Origin of the sequence: Streptomyces sp. NPDC087845 (assembly GCF_044742755.1) — a bacterium.
Taxonomy (GTDB): Bacteria; Actinomycetota; Actinomycetes; order Streptomycetales; family Streptomycetaceae; genus Streptomyces.
This window is the reverse complement of record NZ_JBIUVC010000007.1, coordinates 49,419-69,792: the sequence shown is the minus strand read 5'-3', so window position 1 is coordinate 69,792 and position 20,374 is coordinate 49,419. Positions and strand designations below refer to the sequence as shown.

General features: G+C 72.1%; 17 protein-coding genes and 1 pseudogene. 10 read left to right on the top strand and 8 right to left on the bottom strand.

Features of this window, described 5'->3' with window-relative positions; genetic code table 11:
• Window positions 1–57 precede the first annotated feature (57 nt).
• Window positions 58–696, top strand: coding sequence for a DUF4232 domain-containing protein (locus tag ACIOMQ_RS19300; protein ID WP_401943180.1), 639 nt, complete (start codon window positions 58–60; stop codon window positions 694–696).
• 144 nt (window positions 697–840) lie between these two features.
• Here the strand turns inward: ACIOMQ_RS19300 and ACIOMQ_RS19295 are convergent, their stop codons facing one another.
• Window positions 841–1,974 carry a lipid II:glycine glycyltransferase FemX gene (locus ACIOMQ_RS19295; protein WP_401756771.1) on the bottom strand — a complete coding sequence of 378 codons (1,134 nt, stop codon included), beginning with the start codon at window positions 1,972–1,974 and terminating at the stop codon, window positions 841–843.
• Between the two features lie 137 nt (window positions 1,975–2,111).
• On the opposite strand from ACIOMQ_RS19295, the gene ACIOMQ_RS19290 reads away from it, so the two are divergent.
• Window positions 2,112–2,825 carry an antibiotic biosynthesis monooxygenase gene (locus tag ACIOMQ_RS19290; RefSeq protein ID WP_401264476.1) on the top strand — a complete coding sequence of 238 codons (714 nt, stop codon included), beginning with the start codon at window positions 2,112–2,114 and terminating at the stop codon, window positions 2,823–2,825.
• A 78-nt stretch (window positions 2,826–2,903) separates the two neighbouring features.
• Here ACIOMQ_RS19290 and ACIOMQ_RS19285 read toward each other — a convergent pair whose 3' ends face one another.
• Window positions 2,904–4,751, bottom strand: a complete 1,848-nt coding sequence (locus tag ACIOMQ_RS19285; RefSeq protein WP_401264474.1) for an endonuclease/exonuclease/phosphatase family protein — start codon at window positions 4,749–4,751, stop codon at window positions 2,904–2,906.
• 186 nt (window positions 4,752–4,937) lie between these two features.
• On the opposite strand from ACIOMQ_RS19285, the gene ACIOMQ_RS19280 reads away from it, so the two are divergent.
• The 4 genes and pseudogenes from ACIOMQ_RS19280 (at window position 4,938) to ACIOMQ_RS19265 (ending at window position 8,621) form a co-directional block, all read left to right on the top strand.
• Entirely contained in the window at window positions 4,938–6,383 is a 1,446-nt protein-coding gene (locus ACIOMQ_RS19280) for a hypothetical protein (protein WP_402189653.1), read from the top strand.
• A gap of 177 nt (window positions 6,384–6,560) precedes the next feature.
• Window positions 6,561–8,036 (top strand): alkaline phosphatase PhoX, encoded by a 1,476-nt coding sequence (locus ACIOMQ_RS19275; RefSeq protein ID WP_362206097.1) that lies wholly within the window; start codon window positions 6,561–6,563, stop codon window positions 8,034–8,036.
• A 90-nt stretch (window positions 8,037–8,126) separates the two neighbouring features.
• Window positions 8,127–8,312: pseudogene (locus ACIOMQ_RS19270) on the top strand (TROVE domain-containing protein); the annotation flags it as partial.
• Window positions 8,313–8,390: 78 nt separating this feature from the next.
• Window positions 8,391–8,621 (top strand): hypothetical protein, encoded by a 231-nt coding sequence (locus tag ACIOMQ_RS19265; RefSeq protein WP_362206094.1) that lies wholly within the window; start codon window positions 8,391–8,393, stop codon window positions 8,619–8,621.
• 120 nt (window positions 8,622–8,741) lie between these two features.
• Here ACIOMQ_RS19265 and ACIOMQ_RS19260 read toward each other — a convergent pair whose 3' ends face one another.
• Entirely contained in the window at window positions 8,742–9,977 is a 1,236-nt protein-coding gene (locus ACIOMQ_RS19260; protein WP_402189651.1) for a TerD family protein, read from the bottom strand.
• A 211-nt stretch (window positions 9,978–10,188) separates the two neighbouring features.
• On the bottom strand, window positions 10,189–10,998 hold the full coding sequence (locus ACIOMQ_RS19255; RefSeq protein ID WP_362206088.1) for an NAD(P)-dependent oxidoreductase: 810 nt from the start codon (window positions 10,996–10,998) through the stop codon (window positions 10,189–10,191).
• Between the two features lie 351 nt (window positions 10,999–11,349).
• Between ACIOMQ_RS19255 and ACIOMQ_RS19250 the strand changes: the two genes are divergently transcribed.
• Window positions 11,350–12,309, top strand: a complete 960-nt coding sequence (locus ACIOMQ_RS19250) for a 5-dehydro-4-deoxyglucarate dehydratase (protein WP_362206085.1) — start codon at window positions 11,350–11,352, stop codon at window positions 12,307–12,309.
• Window positions 12,306–13,484, top strand: coding sequence for a hypothetical protein (locus ACIOMQ_RS19245; protein WP_401986895.1), 1,179 nt, complete (start codon window positions 12,306–12,308; stop codon window positions 13,482–13,484). The genes ACIOMQ_RS19250 and ACIOMQ_RS19245 overlap by 4 nt, the downstream gene beginning before the upstream one ends.
• 112 nt (window positions 13,485–13,596) lie before the next feature.
• On the opposite strand, the gene ACIOMQ_RS19240 is transcribed toward ACIOMQ_RS19245, so the two are convergent.
• The 4 genes from ACIOMQ_RS19240 to ACIOMQ_RS19225 all read right to left on the bottom strand — a co-directional run bounded on the left by ACIOMQ_RS19240 (window position 13,597) and on the right by ACIOMQ_RS19225 (window position 18,028).
• Window positions 13,597–14,829, bottom strand: coding sequence for an MFS transporter (locus ACIOMQ_RS19240; protein ID WP_401756826.1), 1,233 nt, complete (start codon window positions 14,827–14,829; stop codon window positions 13,597–13,599).
• Between the two features lie 396 nt (window positions 14,830–15,225).
• Complete coding sequence (locus ACIOMQ_RS19235) at window positions 15,226–16,677, bottom strand: penicillin-binding transpeptidase domain-containing protein (RefSeq protein WP_401264464.1); 1,452 nt, start codon at window positions 16,675–16,677, stop codon at window positions 15,226–15,228.
• Between the two features lie 105 nt (window positions 16,678–16,782).
• Complete coding sequence (locus ACIOMQ_RS19230) at window positions 16,783–17,256, bottom strand: GNAT family N-acetyltransferase (RefSeq protein WP_362206076.1); 474 nt, start codon at window positions 17,254–17,256, stop codon at window positions 16,783–16,785.
• A 1-nt stretch (window position 17,257) separates the two neighbouring features.
• Window positions 17,258–18,028 (bottom strand): IclR family transcriptional regulator, encoded by a 771-nt coding sequence (locus tag ACIOMQ_RS19225; RefSeq protein WP_362206073.1) that lies wholly within the window; start codon window positions 18,026–18,028, stop codon window positions 17,258–17,260.
• A gap of 172 nt (window positions 18,029–18,200) precedes the next feature.
• Here ACIOMQ_RS19225 and ACIOMQ_RS19220 point away from each other — a divergent pair, with 172 nt between their 5' ends.
• Both ACIOMQ_RS19220 and ACIOMQ_RS19215 read left to right on the top strand, forming a co-directional pair.
• Window positions 18,201–19,721: an aldehyde dehydrogenase (NADP(+)) gene (locus ACIOMQ_RS19220; protein ID WP_362206070.1), complete on the top strand. Its 1,521-nt coding sequence runs from the start codon at window positions 18,201–18,203 to the stop codon at window positions 19,719–19,721.
• Window positions 19,718–20,329 (top strand): DUF1349 domain-containing protein, encoded by a 612-nt coding sequence (locus ACIOMQ_RS19215; protein ID WP_362206067.1) that lies wholly within the window; start codon window positions 19,718–19,720, stop codon window positions 20,327–20,329. The genes ACIOMQ_RS19220 and ACIOMQ_RS19215 overlap by 4 nt, the downstream gene beginning before the upstream one ends.
• Window positions 20,330–20,374: the final 45 nt, after the last annotated feature.

Genomic DNA, 20,374 nt, shown 5'->3' with positions numbered 1-20,374 from the left:
GAACGGGCAGCGGCGGGGAGCGGAACCGGGGCCGGGAGGCCGAGGCCGGTGGCGGCCGTGCTCATGGCCGGGGCGCTGGGACTGTCGCTCTCGGGTTGCGCCGGGTTCCTCGTGCCGGCGGGTGAGGGCGAGCCGGAGCCGGCACCGAGCGCGCCGTACCGGGTGCACGCCGACCCGCTGCCGTCATCGTTCCCGAGCGTCCCCGCGGCGCTCCCCGACCGGCCGCCGCCGTCGGCGCAGGGGCCGGGTCCCACGCCCACCGCGGTCGCCGACCGGACCGGCTGTCCGCCCTCCGGGGTCGTCGTCGACATGGGAGAGGTGCAGGCCGCACTGGGCCACCGGGCCGTCGGCCTCACCCTCACCAACTGCGGCCCAAAGCCGTACCGCGTCCACGGCTACCCGTCCGTCCGCGCCCTGGACGACGCCGGCCGTCCGCTGCCGGTCCCGGTGAATCCGGGCTCCTCGTACATGGGGACCGACCGGGGCCCCGAAGAGGTCGTGCTGAAGCCGGGGGAGACGGTGCGCTCGCTCCTGGCCTGGGTGTCCACCCCGACCGGCGGGGATCTCATCGAGGGCGACGCGCTGGAGATCGCACCGGCTCCCGGCCTGGAGGCGCGCACCTTCCCGCTGGAGGGCAGCGACGTACGGCTGCTCGACGAGCTGAACATGACCGCCTGGCGAACCGGACCGGCGTAGGGGCGCCGGTGGTGAGACGCGGATCGCCGGGGCCCGCCACGGAGAGCGGCCCCCGCCGTTCCCGCTGTCGCCCGGACGCGGCAAGCGGCTGTCCGGGGGCGGACGGCACGGGCGCTTCACGCTCCCGGGAGCCGGCGGACCGCTTCAGCGGCGCGCCATGTAGAGGGCGAAGGCCTTGTGGAGCACCTTGTTGATCGGGCGGTCCCACTCCCCGATGTACTCGGCGGCCCGGCCGCCCGTGCCGACCTTGAAGCGCAGCAGGCCCAGCAGATGGTTGCCCTCGTCCAGGGTGTCGGTGATGCCGCGCAGGTCGTAGACCGCCGCGCCCCTCTCGTGCGCGTCGCTCATCATGCGCCACTGGATGGCGTTGTTGGGCTGGACCTCGCGCTTGCGGCCGGTCGAGGCGCCGTAGGAGTACCAGACGTGGTTCCCCACGGTCAGCATCGTCGCCGCGGAGAGCGTCTCGCCGTCGTGGTGGGCGAGGTAGAGCCGCATCCGGTCGGGGTCCTCGGTCCGCAGCGCGGTCCACATGCGCTGGAAGTAGACGAGCGGGCGAGGGATGAAGCGGTCGCGCTCGGCCGTCTCGCGGTACAGCTCGTAGAAGGCCGGGAGGTCCTCGTAGCCGCCCTCGACGACCTTGACGCCCGCCTTCTCGGCCTTCTTGATGTTGCGCCGCCACTGCTGGTTCAGATCGCGCTGGATCTCCTCCAGCGACTGCCCGGCGAACGGCACCTGGAAGACGTAACGGGGCTGTCCGGCACTGAAGCCGTCCTCGCCGCCCTCCTCGCCCTGCCGCCAGCCCAGTCCGCGCAGCTGCTCCACCACGGCGGCGGCCTGCGGCTCGTCCGTGTCCGCCGGGACGTCGCGCAGCCGTCCGGCGGCCGGGTCGGCGATGGCGTCCTTGACCGTCCGGGCGTCCCAGCGGCGGGCGACCACCGGCGGGCCCATGCGCACCGAGAACGCGCCCCGCTCCTTCAGATGCGCCAGCATCGGATCCAGCCACCGGCTCAGAGAGGCGTCGTGCCAGTCGATGACGGGGCCCTCCGGCAGATAGGCCAGATAGCGCCTCACCCGGGGGATCGGCCGGTAGAGGACGAGCCCGGCCCCGACGATCCGTTCCGGACCGGTGCCGTCCCGGTCGAACCAGCCGATGCTCTCCGCACGCCAGTCGGGCTTCACATCGCCCCACGACGGAACCTGCATATGGCTCACGGCGGGCCGGCTCGCGACGAATGCCAGATGCTCCTCGCGGGTGATCGCCCTGAGACGCAGTTCCATGCGGTACTCCGTTCGTTGTCCCGTCGGTGGGCCTGACGACGCCGACGGGGGAGTCCCGTTGACCTCAAGCGCACTTGACGTACCAGTGTGGTCGGCAGCGGCGTACCACGCGGGTGCGCCGGTCAGGAGGACCCGTCATGAGCGTGCATTTCGAATCCCGCCCCGATCTTGCCCGCAACGACGCCGGACTGGTCAAGGCGAGCACCTGGGATGTCGGTACCCCCGAGCGGCAGCGGCGGACGATCGAGGCCGTCCGCACGGCGTGGAGCAGCCGGGAGTGGCCGCACCCGGGACTGCTCTCGTACACCGTCCATGCCGGTGAGGACGGGAAGACCTTGTTCCACTACAGCCAGTGGAGTGATGAGCAGGCGTACCAGGAGTTCTTCCGGAGCGGCCGGGACGAGCGGAACGCGGACATCGACGCCGCCGTTCCGGACATCCGGCGGCTCGGGCTGCACACCTTCGAGCTGTACCGCTCCGTGCCGCTGCGGGAGGGCGACGGGCGGGAGCCGGGGTGCGTCGTGATCGTCGACGTCGAGTTCGAGGGGCCGGACAAGGCGCGGCAGCGGGACTGGGTGGACACCGTGTTCGAGGCGCTGGGGACCGATCCGGCACCCGCCCCCGGAGGCATCTCCGGACACTTCCACGTGAGCACCGACGGCACCCGAGTGCTCAATTACGCCGAATGGGAGAGCGCGCGGGCCCATGCCGACGCGCTGGCCGCGCCCGGAGACGGGGTCGGGTCGAGGACTCCGCAGTGGGAGCGGGTGCAGGCGTACGCGGGCGTGACCGGCGGCGGCGTGCACCGGTACACGCCCGCGCTCAGCATCGGGCCGGGGACGGGCGTGTAACGGCGGCGGACGGCCGGGGCCTTTCGTCCGGTCCGGGTCCGGACCGGTCCGAGCCCGGCACGGCCCGGCCGAGAGGCGCTACGGGCGGAAGCGGAGCACCTGCGGGTCGTGGTCGCTGTTCTGCGCGGCGAACTCGGCGTTGATGTGGACGCTGTCGTAGTCGAAGTCGCCGATCGACGGGCTGGTCAGGATCTGATCGAGCACCTGGGTGTTGCCCTGGTAGACGTACGAGTAACGCTCCTGGCGCGGCAGGGACTTCACCGCCGGGTACAGGACACCGCCGGACGACAGCGCCTCGGCCGTGCCGGAGAACTCGAAGTCGTTGATGTCACCGACGACCAGGACGTCCGCGTTCTTCTGGACGCTCAGCAGCTTCTTCACGAAGGTGTTGACCACTCCGGCCTGCGCGTGCCGCTGCACCTCCGACGAGCGGGTCGGCGGCTGGTGCTGCGAGACGATGGACTCGTCGCCGCCCTTGGACGCGAAGTGGTTGGCGACGACGAAGACCGTACGGCCGCGGAAGCCGAACTCTCCGGCGAGCGGCTTGCGGCTGTCCTTCCAGGCCGCGTTCGCCGGGTCGATCCGGCCGGGGGAAAGAGTCAGGGCCGCCCGGCCCCGCTCCCGTACGACATCGGTCGCCGTCGTCGCGTCGCCGCCCGCGCGGTCGGTGAACGACACCCGCTCCGGGTTGAACAGGAACACCTGGCGGATGTTGCCGCCGGGCTCGCCGCCGTCCTTCTTGTCCTCCGGGTCGATGGAACGCCACTCGTACGCCGGGCCGCCCGCGGCCGCGATCGCGGCGGTGAACTTCTCGACCGTCCGGCCGGCGGCGACCGTGCCGTCGTCCGTCGCGCCGTTGTCGTCCTGGATCTCCTCCAGCGCCACGATGTCGGGCGAGGCGAGGTTGTCGACCACGGCGGCGGCGAGCGCGTCGAACTTCTCCTGCGGGTCGCCCGGGTCGAGGTTCTCGACGTTGTACGTCGCCACCGCCAGCTCGCCGCCGCGCTGCTTGCGGGTCGTCTCCCGGCGCAGGCCCTTGCCGGTGACCGTGCCCATCGTGCGGGCGGTCAGCGTGTAGCCGCCGTACTGGTTGAAGTCGAGCGGGCCCTCGGTCGCACCGGACAGCACATCGCCGACATCGGCGGTGGGGAAAGGCTGCTCGGCGAGCGGTACCAGCGACTGGATCTGGAGCCGGCCGGTGTTCTGCGCGGTGTACGAGCCGTAGACCGTGCCGCCGCGGCGGTTGGCGTGCTCGTGCGGCTTGACCGTCACCCACAGCTCGGCGTGCGGGTCGGTGGCGCCGACCACCCGCGAGGTGCCGATGCGGATGTTCATGCCCTCCAGGGACTCGTAGTAGTCCAGGGCGTAGCGGGACGGAGCGAGGGGCAGCGCGTCGATCGAGCCGCCCGCCGCGAGGTCGCCCGACGGGGTGTACCGGGAGGGGACCGAGCGCGCCGAGACCGTCACCGGTGCGGGCAGCGCGTTGCCGGAGGACACCACCGCGACCGTCGGCTTGGTGATCTGGGTGAGCGACTGGTTGCCGGAGGAGGCACCGCCCGGAACGTACTCGGCGACCGTGCCGGAGACCGTGACCGCGTCACCGACGGCGACGGCCGGCGCGGAGCCGGTGTAGACGAAGACGCCCTCGCTGGTGGCGGGGTCGGCGTCGGGGTTCGGGTCCTGGAACCAGAAGCCCTTCGAGCCGTACGTCCGCACACCCGTGACGATGCCCGCGACACCGCTGACCTGCCGGCCCGTGAGCGGGGATATCCGGGTGGCGCCCTGGATGTCGTGGATCCGGACCTGCCCGTCCGCGGACGGCTCGGCGGACGCGGAGGTGGTGGCCGCGCCGGTGAGCAGGCCCGCGGCGAGCGCGGCGGTGACTACGGCGGAGACGGCGGTCGTTCTGGACGATGCGGCGGGCATCACGGGCTCCGGGGGTATCGAGGGGGGCATGGAGGTCTACGCGCGTCAATCTGTTGTGTGGGCACGGTAGTTGTCAAGGACCTCCGGGAGGACCGACGCTGTCCGTTGCATGAACCGGGTGGCATGGGGCGAAATGCGTCTACGCTTGGGCCGCCCGGTCCCGTACGCCCCGAGGAGAACCATCTGATGTCCGCAGAGCGCCCCACCCTGCCGCCCGTAAGGCTGCGCACCGAGGCCGAGCTGGCACGGGACGCGCTCGCCGCGCCGCTGCTCGCCCGTGCCGTCCGGCTCGCCCGCTGGGCGGGCCCGGAGACCCGGGTGGGCGCCGGCGGCGAGCTCGTCGAAGCGCAGTTGCCGGCGGCGGCCGAGCACCTCGGCCTCACGGCGGACGAGGAGGGCGCGGCGGAGGCGAGCGAGGCATGGCGGCTCGCGGTCGACGCGGGGCTGGTGGACGTCGAGGACCCGGCGGAGGCCGAGGGGGCGGACGGGACCGCCGCCGCGGGTGAGAACCTGGCGCTGATCACCGGGGGATCGCCGCAGGACGTCCTGTCGATCTGGCTCGACGGCCTGGAGGCCGTCCACGCCGACGCCACCGCACCCGTCTTCGAGGACTTCGCCGGCCTCGTCGGTGAGGACGGTTCGGTGGACTTCGATTCCCTGGACTGGGATCCGGAGGTCGAGGCGGAATTCCTCGACGGGGTCCTCGGCAATCTGTACCTGCTCACCGTCGGCGACGGCGGCGCGGACGCGGCCCCCGTACCGCTGCCCGCGCTCGCCGCGTCGATGATCGTGCCGGACGACATGGGCGAGCCCACCGACGACATCCTTGAGCAGGTGTCCGAGGCGATGATGCGCCTCGACGACCAGTTCCGGGTTCTCGAACCCATCGGGATCGTCGAATACCGCCCGGTGGACGAGGCGTTGCTGGTCGAGGAGGGCGAGGACGCCGCCGCGGCCGACGACGAGGACGTCACCCGGTACGGGATGGTGAAGCTGACCCCCCTCGGCCTGTACGGCATCCGGGCCCGGATGCTGGAGGCGGGGGTGGACGCCCCGGCGCTCGGCGACCTCGCGGACAAGGGCGCCGACGTGCTCCTCGGCGGCATCGCGTACTACCCCGAGACGGCGGCCCGCGGCGAGATCGAGCTGTGGCTCACCCGGCGCGGCGCGGACGGTGCCGCGGCCGAACTCCTGGCGGCGGCCCGCGGAACGGACCGGCAGGCGCCGCTGCGCCGGCTCCACTGCCAGGAGGCGCTCGCCCTGGTCGGCGCGGAGGCGGAGCCCGCGGTGCGTGCGGTGCTGGACGACGCCGAGCTGGGCGGCCTCGCCCGGGTCTGGCTCGCGGAAACGGGCGCGGCGGACGTACCCGCGCCGCCCGAATCGATGATCTTCTGGCTCGCCATCGACACGATCGCGGCCCAGCTGGAGGCCGAGGGCGACCTGGAGGAGCTCCAGGACCTGGTCGAGGGCCTGGCGGGTCAGCACAGCGGCTTCTTCGGCGAGGCGTGGCGGGTGGAGCACCCGGCGACCGCGGAGGTCCTCGAAGCGATGGGGCGGCTGCACAGCGACAAGAAGAAGGCCAAGGAGGCCCGGAAGGCGGCGTTCAAGGCGCGGTCGCGTACGGGGGCCTGATGCGCGCAACCGGGCGCGACGACCGCTCGGGGCGACTGCAACCGGCCAACTGAGTCGCATCCGGCCAACTGCACAGGAAGGATGCCCTTCGGCGTCGCCCGCAGTTCAACTGGTGTTCGGACAGGGGCGCGACTGTGGGCGCGCCAACAACCCGCCCAGTCGCCCCAGGAGTACGTGATGCCCTTCACGCGCAGGGAATTCACCAGACAGTCCGCCCTCACCGGCGCCGGCATCGCCCTGACCGGTACCGTCGCAGCGCTGGCCACCGCACCCGGCGCCCTGGCCGCGTCGGAATCGAAGCACGGCCACGACCATGGCCATGACCACGGCCACGACCATGGCCACGGACACCACGGCGAGCCGGGCTACGGGCCGCTGATCGCCGACCCCAAGGGCCTCCTCGCGCTGCCCGCCGGATTCTCGTACAAGATCATCACCCACAGTGGTGTGACCAGGCTGGAGACCGGCGAGTACACCCCGTCCAACCACGACGGCACGGCCACCTTCGAGGGCCCCCGCGGCGTCACCCTGCTCGTCAACAACCACGAGCTGAGCGGCACCCGGGCCGACTGGGAGCACCCGGTGCCGCTCACCGAGGGCCTCGTCTACGACCGGGTCGCGGCCGGCGGCTGCACCGTCGTGGAGACCCGCCGCGACGGCCGCACCGCCGAGTGGGTCGGCATCGCCGGCACGTCCACCAACTGCGCCGGCGGCGCCTCCCCGTGGGGCACCTGGCTCACCTGCGAGGAGACCGAGGACAAGGCCGGCAAGAACGGCCTGCTCAAGGACCACGGCTACGTCTTCGAGGTCGACCCGTACGACAAGCGCGCCAACCGCGACCCGCGCCCCATCAAGGCGTTCGGCCGCTACGCCCACGAGGCCGTCGTCATCGACCCCAAGCAGGGCCACGCCTACCTGACCGAGGACGCCTCGGGCCCCAATGGCCTCCTCTACCGCTGGGTTCCGCCGCACGGCTTCCGGCACGGCCGCGGCAAGCTGCGCACGCTGGCCGACGACGCCGGTGTCCTCCAGGCCACCAAGTGCTTCGACCGCAACGGCAAGTTCGTCGACGACCTGTCCCGCGCCACGAAGATCGGCACGGTGTACGGCGTGGACTGGGTCGACGTACCCGACCGTGACGCGAAGACCGTCTCGGTGCGCAAGCAGTTCGCGGACGGCGAGGTCACCCGTGCCCGCAAGCTCGAAGGCATGTGGTGGGGCGACGGCGGTGCGTACATCGTCTCCTCGTTCGCCCGCGGTGAGAGCCCCGTCCAGCACGACGGCCAGGTCTGGTTCTACGACCCGAAGCGCCGCACGCTGACGCTGAAGGTGCTGCTCGGGGTGAACGCCGACCCGTCGAAGGACGGCGCCTTCGACGGCCCGGACAACATCACCGTCTCGCCGTACGGCGGTCTGGTCATCGCCGAGGACGGCGACGGCATCCAGCACCTCTTCGGGGCGACCGAGAGCGGCCGCACCTACCCGATCGCCCGCAACGAGCTGAACGCGGGCACCGAAGAGGATCCGGAGTACAGCGAGTTCACCGGTGTCACGTTCTCGCCCGACGGCAGGACGCTGTACGCCAACATCCAGACGCCGGGCATCATGCTCGCCATCACCGGTCCGTGGAAGCGTCAGCCGAACCGCCACTGACGGCCGGTACCACCGGCACGCGGGGGAGTCGCTCACGTGGGTGATTCCCCCGCGCCCCGTGGAGCCCGGGTGCCGCTCCCGTACGCCGCGGACGCCGCCGCGGCCGTGCCGTGCGGAGTGCCCGTCCGCACCGGGAACCCGGCCGGATTCCGGGTCGGGCACGCTCCACCGGGGGGCCGGAACCGTCATACCTTCGGGGGTCTTTCGGACGCGGCCTTCCGCACGGTGCCGCTGCTGGAGGCGGGCCCGGACGCGGACCGGCCCCGGAATCGCTGATTACGAATCCGGCATCAGTACGCCCCCAGGAGCGGACGGGCATGGCGTCGGGCCTTCCCAGGGCGCATACTCAAGGTAATGAAACAGTCAGCCGGATCCCGGCGCCACCTGCCCTCCAGTCCCTTCAACCGCCCGGCCCAGGCGGCCCCACCGGTCGAATTGTTCGATGTGGGCGACAGGGTGTCGCACGACCAGTTCGGACTCGGTCGCATCCTTGCCATCGAGGGCGACAACGACGCGGTGCTCATCGACTTCTCGGGGCGGCAGGGGAGGATCCTGAGCCCGTACTCCAAGCTGACCAAGCTCTGAGAGAGCCGGCGAGCACGCGCAGCGTCCGCGTCCGTCGCGCTCTACGGCTTCAGGGGCACCTGGCACTCGCAGGTGCCCCTGAAGCCGTACCGGAGAGTCTCGCCGGAGACTGTCGCGGCGTTACAGGGCCTGGGCGGCGGGCTTCACCATGCCGCGGACGGTGCGCGACTTCACGAAGTTGCCCATGGCCGTCATCTCCCACTCGCCGGAGAACTGCTTGATCAGCTTGGCCATCATCACGCCGGTCTGCGGCTCGGCGCCGGTCAGGTCGAAGCGGACCAGCTCCTCGCCGGTGGCGGCGTCGATCAGCCGGCAGTAGGCCTTGGCGACCTCGGTGAACTTCTGGCCGGTGAAGGAGTTGACCGTGAAGACCAGGCCGGTCGCCTCCGCCGGGATCCGGCCCAGGTCGACGACGATCACCTCGTCGTCGCCCGCGCCCTCGCCGGTGAGGTTGTCGCCGGAGTGCTTGATCGCGCCGTTCAGGATGGAGAGCTTGCCGAAGTAGCAGCTGTCCAGGTGGTTCCGGTTGGGGCCGTAGGCGATCACCGAGGCGTCGAGGTCGATGTCCTTGCCGCGGAACGCGGGCTCCCAGCCGAGGCCCATCTTGACCTGGGAGAGCAGCGGCCGGCCGCCCTTGACCAGGGAGACCGTCTGATTCTTCTGGAGGCTGACCCGGCCCTTGTCGAGGTTGACCTTGCCGGAGGCGGCGGGCGCGGCGGGCGCGGCGGGCGCGGCGGCCGGCGGGGCCGCGGGGGCCGGCGGCGCGGCGATCCGCGGGTCCACGGGCGGGGCGGCGGGCATCGGGGGTGCGACGGGGGCGGGCGCGGGTGCGGCGGCAGGAGCGGCGGCGGGCTCCTCCTCGACCGAGACGCCGAAGTCCGTGGCGATTCCGGCCAGTCCGTTCGCATAGCCCTGGCCGACCGCGCGGGCCTTCCAGGCGCCGTTGCGGAGGTAGACCTCGATGACCACGAGCGCCGTCTCGGCGCCCAGGCGGGGCGGCGTGAACGTGGCGAGCACGCTGCTGTCGTCGGCGTTGCGCACGGTCGCGGTGGGCTCGATGCCCTGGAAGGTCTGGCCCGCCGCGTCCGGGCTCGCCGTGACGACGATCTTCTCGATGCCCGGCGGGACCGCGCTGGTGTCCACCACGATCGCGTCCGGTGCGGTGCCGCCGCCGGAGCGGTAGGTCACCCCGGGGCCCGCGGGCTGGTTGTAGAAGATGAAGTCGTCGTCGGAGCGCACCTTGCCGTCGGCGGTGAGCAGCAGGCCCGAAACGTCGAGCCGCACCGGGGCGGAGACGTCCACTGCCACGCGGGCGGCGGAGAGAGGGATGTTCGAGCCGGGGGTCATAGCGGTCATGCACGGGGTAACGAACGACCGGGCTTTGCCGTTCCCTTACCTTCGCCCGCTTCGGCCGCTTTGGCGCACTCTTGACGCGGCGGGACGGGAGGGGCCGGGAGGAACGGCGGACCGGGGGAACGGCGGACCGGGGGCCGGCGGGTGTGGCGGGTGCGGCGACGGGGTGGGTGCGGCAGGACCGGGGTACCGGCGGGAGCCCGATGAGTCCTGGCTAGCGCGGCCAGATCGGCGGGTTGGTGCAGAAGTGGCCGCCGAGGTGGGCGTGGTCGGGGTTGTCCGGGTCCAGTTCGCCCTGGTCGGCGATGAGCCCGGCCGCGTAACGCTCCGAGTCGTCCCTGGGCTCGTATCCGAGCGAACGAGCCGTCGTGAGGTCCCACCACAGCCGGGTGTTGGCGGACGAGCCGTGGACGACGGTGTGCCGCACGTCCTCGGCGGTGAGCGCGGCGTGGAAGAGCCGGGCGCCGTCCTCGGGGCTCATCCAGACCGAGAGCATCCGTACGGATACCGGCTCCGGGAAGCAGGAGCCGATGCGCACGGAGACGGTCTCCATGCCGTGCCGGTCCCAGTACAGCTGGGCGAGGTCCTCGCCGAAGGACTTGGACAGGCCGTAGAAGGTGTCGGGACGGCGCGGGGCGCCGATGGGGATCAGCGGATCGCCGGGGAGCGGGCGGGGGGTGTAGCCGACGACGTGGTTGGAGGAGGCGAACACGACGCGCCGCACGCCCTCTTGGCGCGCGGCCTCGTAGAGGTTGTACGTCCCCTCGATGTTCGCCTTCAGGATTTTGTCGAAGGAGGCTTCCAGGGAGATGCCCGCGAGGTGGATGATCGCGTCGACACCCCGCACGGCCTCGCGCAGCGCCTCCTTGTCACCGAGGTCGGCCGTGATCGCGTCCGGCTCGCCCGCCACGGGGGCGATGTCGAAGAGGCGGAGCTCGTAGCCGTACGCGGGCAGAAGTCCGCGCATCAGGGTGCCGAGGCCGCCGGCGGCGCCGGTCAGCAGGACGGTGCGGGGAGCGGGCATACGCGGATCTCCTCGGTACATAGGCGCCGGCGCGCGAGCTGCGCGCCGGGCACGGGCCCTGCGGCACCCGTGGCGCGTGCACACGGGGCGTCAACTCCATGGACGGCATTCATATGCATGGACAAGCTAAGAAGTTCGGTCGCATCGCGTCAAGTGTCGGGGCCCTCTCTTGCGGAGCTGTCGATTCCTGCCTCCGGCATCTGTACGGCGTCGGAGGCTCCGCCGTCGGGCCCGGACGGGTTGCGGGCCACCGCCTTGACCTGCGCCGGGCGGCTGCTTTAGCGTGAAGGCGTTCATGAATATGGACACCGATCAGAATTGTGCACGCCTGAATCTGCTCAGGGAGCGCTCGTGACCTCAGCCCCTCTTGCCGCCCGACTCGGCCGTGTCGCCGGGCCGCTCTTCTTCCCCGTCACCGCGTACGGACCGGACGGCGCCGTCGACCTCGACGCCTTCCGCACGCATGTGCGGACCGGCATCGACGCAGGTGCGGCGGCCGTCTTCGCCTGCTGCGGCACCGGCGAGTTCCACGCGCTGACACCGGAGGAATTCCGCCTCGTCGTCGCCGCGGCCGTCGAGGAGACCGCCGGAGAGGTGCCCGTGGTCGCGGGCGCCGGATACGGCACGGCGCTCGCGATCCAGTACGCGAGGCTCGCGGAGGAGGCGGGCGCGGACGGGCTCCTGGCGATGCCCCCGTATCTCGTCGTCGCCGACCAGGCGGGACTGCTGGGCCACTACACGGCGCTCGCCGCGGCCACCGGCCTGGAGACGATCGTCTACCAGCGGGACAACGCCGTCTTCACCCCGGAGACCGTCGTCGCGCTGGCCGGGACGCCCGGTGTCATCGGCCTCAAGGACGGCTACGGCGACCTCGATCTGATGCAGCGCATCGTCAGCGCCGTCCGCACCGAACGGCCCGGCCGGGACTTCCTGTACTTCAACGGGCTGCCCACCGCCGAACTCACCGGCCTCGCCTACCGGGGCATCGGTGTCAGGCTCTACTCCTCCGCCGTCTTCGCCTTCGCACCCGACATCGCGCTCGCCTTCTACCGGGCGCTGGACTCCGGCGACGACGAACTGGTGGCCGGGCTCCTGGACCACTTCTACCGGCCGCTCGTCGAGCTGCGCGACCAGGGCCGCGGTTACGCGGTCTCGCTCGTCAAGGCGGCGGTCCGGCTGGGCGGTCTGGACGTGGGCGAGGTGCGGACCCCCCTCAGCGAGCCTCCCGCCGCCCACATCGAGGAGCTCACCGGGATCATCGCGCGCGGCCGCGCCCTGCTGGAGAAGTACGGGCAGGAGCGGCACGGATGAAGACCTCCGCCTTCCTCTACCCGTGGGACGTGGTCGGCGACCCGGACGCGGCCGCCCGCGTCGCGGACCTGGGCGTCCAGCAGGTGACGCTTGCCGCCGCCTACCACTCCACCCGGGCGCTGACCCCGCGCCACCCCGGCAGCCGCATCGTCACCGCCGAGCATGCCGCGGTGCTCTACCCGCCGGACGCCGCACGGTGGGCGGGGCGCGAGCTGCGTCCGTACGAACAGTCCTGGGTGGCCTCGGACGATCCGTACGCCGAGGCCGCACAGGCCCTCACCGATGCCGGTCTCGAGGTGCACACCTGGGTGGTCCTCGCGCACAACTCCCGGATGGGCGCCGAGCATCCGGGCACCTCGGTGGTCAACGCCTACGGCGACCGCTACCCGTGGGCGCCCTGCATCGCCCAGCCCGCGGTGGGCGAGTACCTGGTCGCTCTGGCGGCGGAGGCGGCGGTGCGGGACGGGGCGCGCGGCACGGAGCTGGAGTCCTGCGGCTGGTACGGCTTCGCGCATCTGCACGCCCACGACAAGATCGCGGGCGTCGGTCTCGGGGACGCGGCGCAGTACCTGATGTCGCTCTGCTTCTGCCCGGCCTGTCGGACCGGGTACGCCGAACACGGCCTGGACGGCGACGAACTGGCGGCGGCCGTACGCCGCGCGCTGGAGCCGGCCTGGTCCGGTTCCGGCTCCCCGGAGGCCGGGCGGGCGGGCATCGAGAAGCTGCTCGGCGCCGACCTCGCCGCCGCCACCCTCCAGTGGCGCGGCCGGGTCGCCCGTACGCTCCAGGAGGCCGCGGTCGCCGCCGTGCGGGCGGCGGCGGAGCCGGGCTTCCAGGTGTTGCTGCACGCCGACCCCGCCCCGTACCGCTGTGGCGCCAACGTCGGTGTCGACCCGGAGCACATCCTGTCCGTGGCGGACGGTGTGGTGCTGCCCTGCACCGGTGGCGACGCGGCGCGCGAGGCCGTACTCGGCCCGTTCGCCGGGCGCGAGGGCGTGCTCGCGGCCAACTTCACCGTGGTCACGGGGATGGGCGGCAGTCCCGCCGCGCTGGAGCGGGACGCCGCGCACGCGGCATCGCTCGGCGCGAACCAACTGCGCCTGTATCACGCCGGGTTGGCCTCCGGCCCGGACCGCGGGGCCGTCGCCGGAGCGCTGTCGCGCCTCGGCCGGTGAAAGGGCCGGGCCGGTGAAGGGACCCGGCCGGTGAGCGGACCGGGCCGGTGAAAGGGATCGGGTCGGTGAGGTGGCCGGGCTGGTGAGGGGGCCGGGCCGGTGGGGGTGTCCGTCAGCCGTCCCCGGGCTCTCGGCTCCGTTCGGGCAGGGGCGGTCCCATCCGCCGGCCCGTGACCAGCAGGACCGCGGTCAGCAGCGCCGCCGCGCCGGTCGCCGGCAGCAGCACCCGGATGTCCACGAGCGCGACCAGCCCCGCGCCGAGCGCCAGCGCCACCGCGTTCGGCGCCATCAACAGCGTGTTGGCGGTCGCGGTGGTACGACCCAGCACGGCGTCCGGGGTCTCCCGCTGCACCGCCGTCATCGCGGCGATCAGCACGCACGGCAGCCCGATCCCGATGGCCGCGCTCGCCGCCAGCGCCACCGCGTCGTACGGCAGCGCCCGCGCCCCCACCGCCACCGCGAACAGTGAGATTCCGGCCGCCGTGAACACCCGCTCGGGCAGCCGCCGCAGCAGCGGCCCGGCCAGCAGCCCGACGGCGACGGATCCGGCGCCCTGCACGGCGTACAGCACCCCCGCGTACGTGGGGGAGTGCCCGAGACCGTCATCGACGACGGCATAGACCGCGGCTCCGTTCAGTCCCGCGCACAGCATCGTCACCGAGCCCGCGAGCACGAGCGGCCGTAGCACCGGCGATCTCCACAACTGCCTCATGCCCGCGGCGAGTTCTCCCCGCTTGTCGGCCGGAGCGGCCGGTACCGGTACCGGTACCGGAGCCGGCAGCAGTGCGTAGACCCCGGCCGCCAGCGCGAACGACACCGCGTCCAGCAGTGCCACCGCGCCGCCCCCGAACCGGGCGTACAGCGCCGCGCCGACCAGCGGCGCCAGCAGCTTCATGCCCTCGTTCGCCATCATCCGCAGTCCGTTGAAATCGCCCAGCAGCCGCGCGTCGACGGCCCCGGCGACCAGCGCCGACTCGGCCGCGTCCATCAGGACGAAACTCGTTCCGTACAGGACGAGCACGGCGAAGAGGATCCAGATCCGCCCCGCCGAATCGACCACGACCAGCGAGGTCAGCAGCGCCGCCATGACGAGGTTCGACCGGACGAGGAGCGGCTTCCTGGGGATCCGGTCGGCGATCGTCCCGAGCGCGGGCCCGACCAGCACCGGCAGCCACATGGTGAAGACGGCGAGCGCCGCCAGACTGTCCGAGCCGGTGAGCGACTTGACCCAGACCCCGGCCGCGAGCCACATCGCGGACGTTCCGAAACCGGAGACGACGACCGCCGTCAGAAACAGCCCCGCCGTACGGTCCCGCAGCACCCGCACCGTCGCCGACCGTGCCATCGCACCCACCACAGCCCTCCTGACCCGTACCTGCGTCACCTGCTCAGGCTGGTCACTGAGGCCACTCGGCGGCATCGGGCGGATGCCCTACTCCGCACCCGGCCGCGCCGGCCGGCCCCACACCGGGTGTAGGGCACATGCCGGATGCCCGCGGAGTTCTTCTGCCAGAAGCGTGGACGAGACGGTCAGGCCCCTTCTGGCTTCATCGCGTCGTACTTCGCACGCCACATAGCCGTACTTCGCACGCCGCGCAGCCGTACTTCGCACGTCATGGAGGAGACCCGGTACGCGAGACGGGAGGGCCCGTCACCCATGTCCTGTGCGGCGCCCACCCCGGTTCCGGCCCGGGGCGCCCGTGCCGGACAGCGCCGTGCGACGCGCCGACGTCGCTCCTTCTCACCCCTTGAGCGCCGCCTTCATCATCTTCTGGGCGATCGGCGCCGCCAGGCCGTTGCCGCTGACTTCCGCGCGGGCCGCGCCCGAGTCCTCGACGACCACCGCCACCGCGACCTCCTTGCCGCTGGACTTGTCCTTCGCGTACGAGGTGAACCAGGCGTACGGGGACTTGCTGTTGCCCACGCCGTTCTGCGCGGTGCCCGTCTTGCCGCCCACTTCGGCGCCGGAGATCCGGGCGTTGGTGCCGGTGCCCTCTTCGACGACGGTCACCATCGCGCTGCGCAACTGCTCGGCGGTCGACTGCGAGACGACCCGCTTCGTGTGCCCGTCCGCGAAGTCCTGCAGCGTGTTGCCCTTGGAGTCCGTCACCTCGGACACCATGTGCGGTGCGGCCAGTTCGCCGCCGTTGGCGAGGGTCGCCGAGACCATGGCGATCTGCAGCGGTGTCGCGGTGACCTCGAACTGGCCGATGCCCGACATCGCCGTGTGCGGCTTGTCCATGCCGGACGGATAGACGCTCTCGGAGGCCCGCACCGGCATGTCGAGCTTCTCGGTGTTGAAGCCGAACTTCTCCGCCATCGCCCTGACCTTGTCCTGGCCGAGGTCGACGGCGACCTTCCCGAAGACGTTGTTGCAGGAGTACTGGAGCGCGGTGCGCAGCGTGGCGTTCTCGCAGGGGGCCGAGGCGCTCTCGTTCTCCAGGTTCGTGGTGGTGCCGGGCAGGGGGTACGGATTGGGGCTGTCCGTGCGCTCGTCGACGGAGCTGTACAGTCCGTCCTCCAGCGCCGCGGCCGCCACCACCAGCTTGAACGTCGAACCGGGTGCCAGCGGCTGCCGCAGCGCGCGGTTGACCAGTGGCTTTTCCTTGTCGTCGAGCAGCTTCTTCCAGGCGTCGCCGTCCGCCGTCCCGCTGATCTTCGACGGGTCGTACGAGGGGGTGGAGACCACGCCCAGGATCTGCCCGGTCTTCGGGTCGATCGCGACCGCCGCACCCTTGTCGTCGCCGAGCGCCTCGTACGCCGCCTTCTGTACATCGGGGTCGATCGTCGTCAGGACGTTGCCGGGGGCCGCCTGCTTGCCCGTCACCACGTCCATCGGGTTCTTCAGCCGGTCGTCGGTGCCGTCCAGCACATGACTGTAGATCCCTTCGAGCTGCGTGGCACCGTACGCCTGCGAGCTGTAGCCGGTGACGGCCGCGTAGAGCTCGCCCTGCGTATAGGTGCGCTTGTACGCGAGGTCGCCGCCCGTCGTCCTCTTCGATCCGGTGACCGGGTTCCCGGCCACGATGATGTCCCCGAGCGGCTGCGCGTACTGCGCGATGGTGTTCCGCCGGTTGTGTTCGTCGTCTGCGAGCGCCTGTGCCTGGTACGCCTGCAGCCAGGTCGCCCGCACCAGCAGGGCGAGGACCAGCAGCAGACAGAAGACCGAGGTGTGCCTGATCGTTTTGTTCATCCCACGGGAGGGACGAGCGGGGCGCGGCGCGGTGTTCCCAGATGTGCCGCTTCTCACCGATTCCTCATGTGCGGCCGGGCGCGGCCGTGGGGGGACGCCCCCGGGTCACCCCGGCAGGGTGAACAGCAGCTCGTCGGTGTCCTCGCCCCGGGCGTGCGAGAACCCGTGGTCCTTGCCGGTGACGGCGAACCCGCACTTCTCCAGCACCCGGCGCGAACCGGCGTTGTCGGCCGCGGCCCGCGCGTGCAGCGGGCGTTCCGGTACGACGTCGAGCAGCGCGCGCAGCGCGGCCGTGGCGAGCCCGCGGCCCCAGTGCGCCCGGTCGATCCAATAGGTGACCTGGCGGCCGCCCGGCGGCCCGTACGCCCCGGTGTTGCCGACCACCACGCCGTCCACGACCACCGTCCGCATCACGATGGACCCGTCGGCCAGGATCCGTCGCCAGTGGGCGTCGAACGCATGCCGGTCGGTGGGGTCCTCGCTGGTGAAGGCGGCCGTCCTGACCGACTCCGGGTCGGACATGAACGCGAAGAACAGGGACAGGTCGCTGTCGCGCACCTCTCGCAGGGAGACCCGCATGTCAGAGCCTCCGGGTGGCCAGCGTGAGGCGGTCGCGCGCGTCGAACAGCGCGTCCTTCACCATCTGCTCGTGCGCGGGCGTGAGCCGGGCGACCGGCACCGAGCAGCTGATGGCGTCGCGCGCGGGGGTGCGGTACGGGACGGCGACCCCGAAGCAGCGCAGCCCTAGGGTGTTCTCCTCGCGGTCCACCGCGTACCCCTGCTCGCGGATGAGGTGCAGCTCCTCGATGAGCTTCTCGCGGTCGGTGATGGTGTGCTCGGTCAGCGCGGGCAGCGTCTGAGGGAGCATCTTGCGGACCTGCTCGTCGCTGTGGGTGGCCAGCAACGCCTTGCCGAGCGAGGTGGAGTGGGCGGGCAGCCGGCGGCCTACGCGGGTGAAGGGGCGCAGATAGTGCTGGGACTGCCGGGTGGCCAGGTACACCACGTTCGTCCCGTCGAGGCGGGCCAGGTGGATGGTCTCCGTCGTGTCGTCGGAGAGCCGGTCCAGGGTCGGACGGGCGGCCGCGACGACCTCGTCGCCGTCGATGTACGAGGTGCCGACCAGCAGGGCCCGTACGCCGATCCCGTACCGCGTGCCCGTCGCGTCGGTCTCCACCCAGCCCAGCTCCACCAGCGTGCGCAGCAGCATGTAGAGGCTGGACTTGGGATAGCCGACGGCCTCCTGCACCGCCGCGAGCGAGTGCATGCCGGGCCGCCCGGCGAAGTATTCGAGCAGTTCCACCGTCCGCACAGCGGACTTGACCTGTGCCCCACCAGACTCGGCAGCCGACATCGTCCTACGCCCCTTCCAACCCACCTGCGAAATCCTGCGGCCCCTTGGAATCGGCGACTCCTTGCCAACACCGAACGCCCGGAAATAGAGTCGCCACATATTCACGTTCAGGAACTCTGTTCAGAATACCGAACAACTTCTGATGTGTGGCAGCGGAGCGGAAGGAATCACGGTGGCAGCAGCACCAGTCTGGAGCGTCGACCCCCGTACCGGGAACCCGCGTGAGCAGGTTGCGGTGGAGGCTACAGCCGAGGAGGTCGACCGTACGGTCCGGGCCGCCCACGCGGTGCGCGCATCGCTCACCGACCGCACCGTGCGCGCCGCGTTCCTGCGTACGGCCGCCGAGCTGCTCACCGAGGCCGGGGAGCACATCATCGAGGCGGCCGACGCGGAGACCGCACTCGGCCCGGCCCGGCTCACCGGTGAACTCGCCCGTACGGCAGCCCAGTTGAGGGCCTTCGCGGAGGTCGTCGACGAGGGCGCCTTCCTCGACATCCACATCGACCACGAGGACGCCACCAGGACCCCGCCCTGGCCCGACCTGCGCCGCTACAAGATCCCGCTCGGCGTCGTCGCCGTCTACGCGGCCAGCAACTTCCCGCTCGCCTTCTCCGTCCCCGGTGGCGACACCGCCAGCGCACTGGCCGCCGGCTGCCCGGTCGTCGTCAAGGCGCACCCCGACCACCCCGCCACCTCCGAACTGTGCGCCTCCGTACTGCGCCGGGCGGCGGCCCGGGTGGGCCTGCCGGAGGACGTGCTGATCCTGGTGCACGGCTTCGACGCGGGCATCGAGCTGATCAAGCATCCGCTCGTCGCCGCCGCCGGCTTCACCGGCTCCGTACGCGGCGGCCGCGCCCTGTTCGACGCGGCGGCAGCCCGCCCCGTGCCCATCCCCTTCCACGGCGAACTGGGCTCCCTGAACCCCGTCGTCGTCACCGAGGCGGCCGCCGCGGAGCGCGGCGAGCAGATCGGCGCGGGGCTCGCGGGCTCCATGACGATGGGATCGGGCCAGTTCTGCACCAAACCCGGCCTCGTCCTGGCCCCGGCCGGCGAGAAGGGCGACCGGCTGCTGAAGTCCCTGACCGACGCGGTCAGCGACACCGAGGCCGGAGTCCTGCTCGACCACCGCATGCGCGACGCCTTCGTCGCGGGTGTACGCGAACGGGCCGGACTCCCCGATGTGGAGGCCCCGGTCACCCCCGGCGCGGGCGGCGACCACACCGTCGCGGCCGGCTTCCTCACCGTACCGGCGCACCTCCTCACCACCGAGGGCCCGCACGACGCGCTCCTGGAGGAGTGCTTCGGGCCGGTCACCGTCGTCGCCCGCTACGCCTCCGAGGACGAGATCACCGCCGTCCTCTCCCGGCTCCCCGGCAACCTCACCGCCACCCTCCAGATCGCCACGGACGGCGCCGACGCCGACGCCCCCGGACTCCTCGCGGCCCTCACCCCGCTGGCCGGCCGGGTCCTCGTCAACGGCTGGCCGACCGGCGTCGCCGTCGCCCCCGCCCAGCACCACGGCGGCCCCTACCCGGCCACCACCTCCACCTCCACCTCGGTCGGCGCCACCGCGATCGAACGCTGGCTGCGCCCGGTCACCTACCAGACGACCCCCGAGGCCCTGCTCCCCCCGGAACTCCGCGAGGACAACCCCCTGAACCTGCCCCGCCGCGTGGACGGCCGACGCGCATGACCCCGCACCTTCCCGAACTCCCCTTTGCGCTGCACCCGTTCGGCCCCGAGGCCGAGTGGACGTACGAGAGCGGCGTACTGACCGGCCGGGCGGGCGCCCGCCAGGACCGCTTCGTACCACCGGGCGGCGAAGCCCTCGACTCCGCGAGCGACGCACCCCGCCTCCTCGGTCCCGCGCCCCGGGGCGACTTCCAGCTGATCGCCCGGGTCCGGGTCGGCTTCGCCGCCGCCTTCGACGCCGGAGTGCTCTACCTCCACGTCGGCGAACGGGAGTGGGCCAAGATCTGCCTGGAACTCTCCCCGGACCTCCCCACCGTCTGCACGGTCGTCACCCGGGGCCACTCCGACGACGTCAACTCCTTCGTCGTGGACGGCGACAGCTGCTGGCTCCGCCTCAGCCGCGCGGGCAACGCGTTCGCCTTCCACGCCTCACCCGACGGCGAGAAGTGGACCTTCGTCCGCGTCTTCGCCCTCGGCGAACCGGAACGGGCGGCCGAGGCGTCGATCGGCTTCCTGGTCCAGTCGCCGACGGGCGAGGGCTGCGAGGCGGCCTTCGACCGGATCGCGTTCCGTACGACGGGAGTCGCCGACCTGCGCGACGGCAGCTGAACCCGGGCGGCACGGTCGGGCCGTGAGACGCGGACCAGCGCCCGG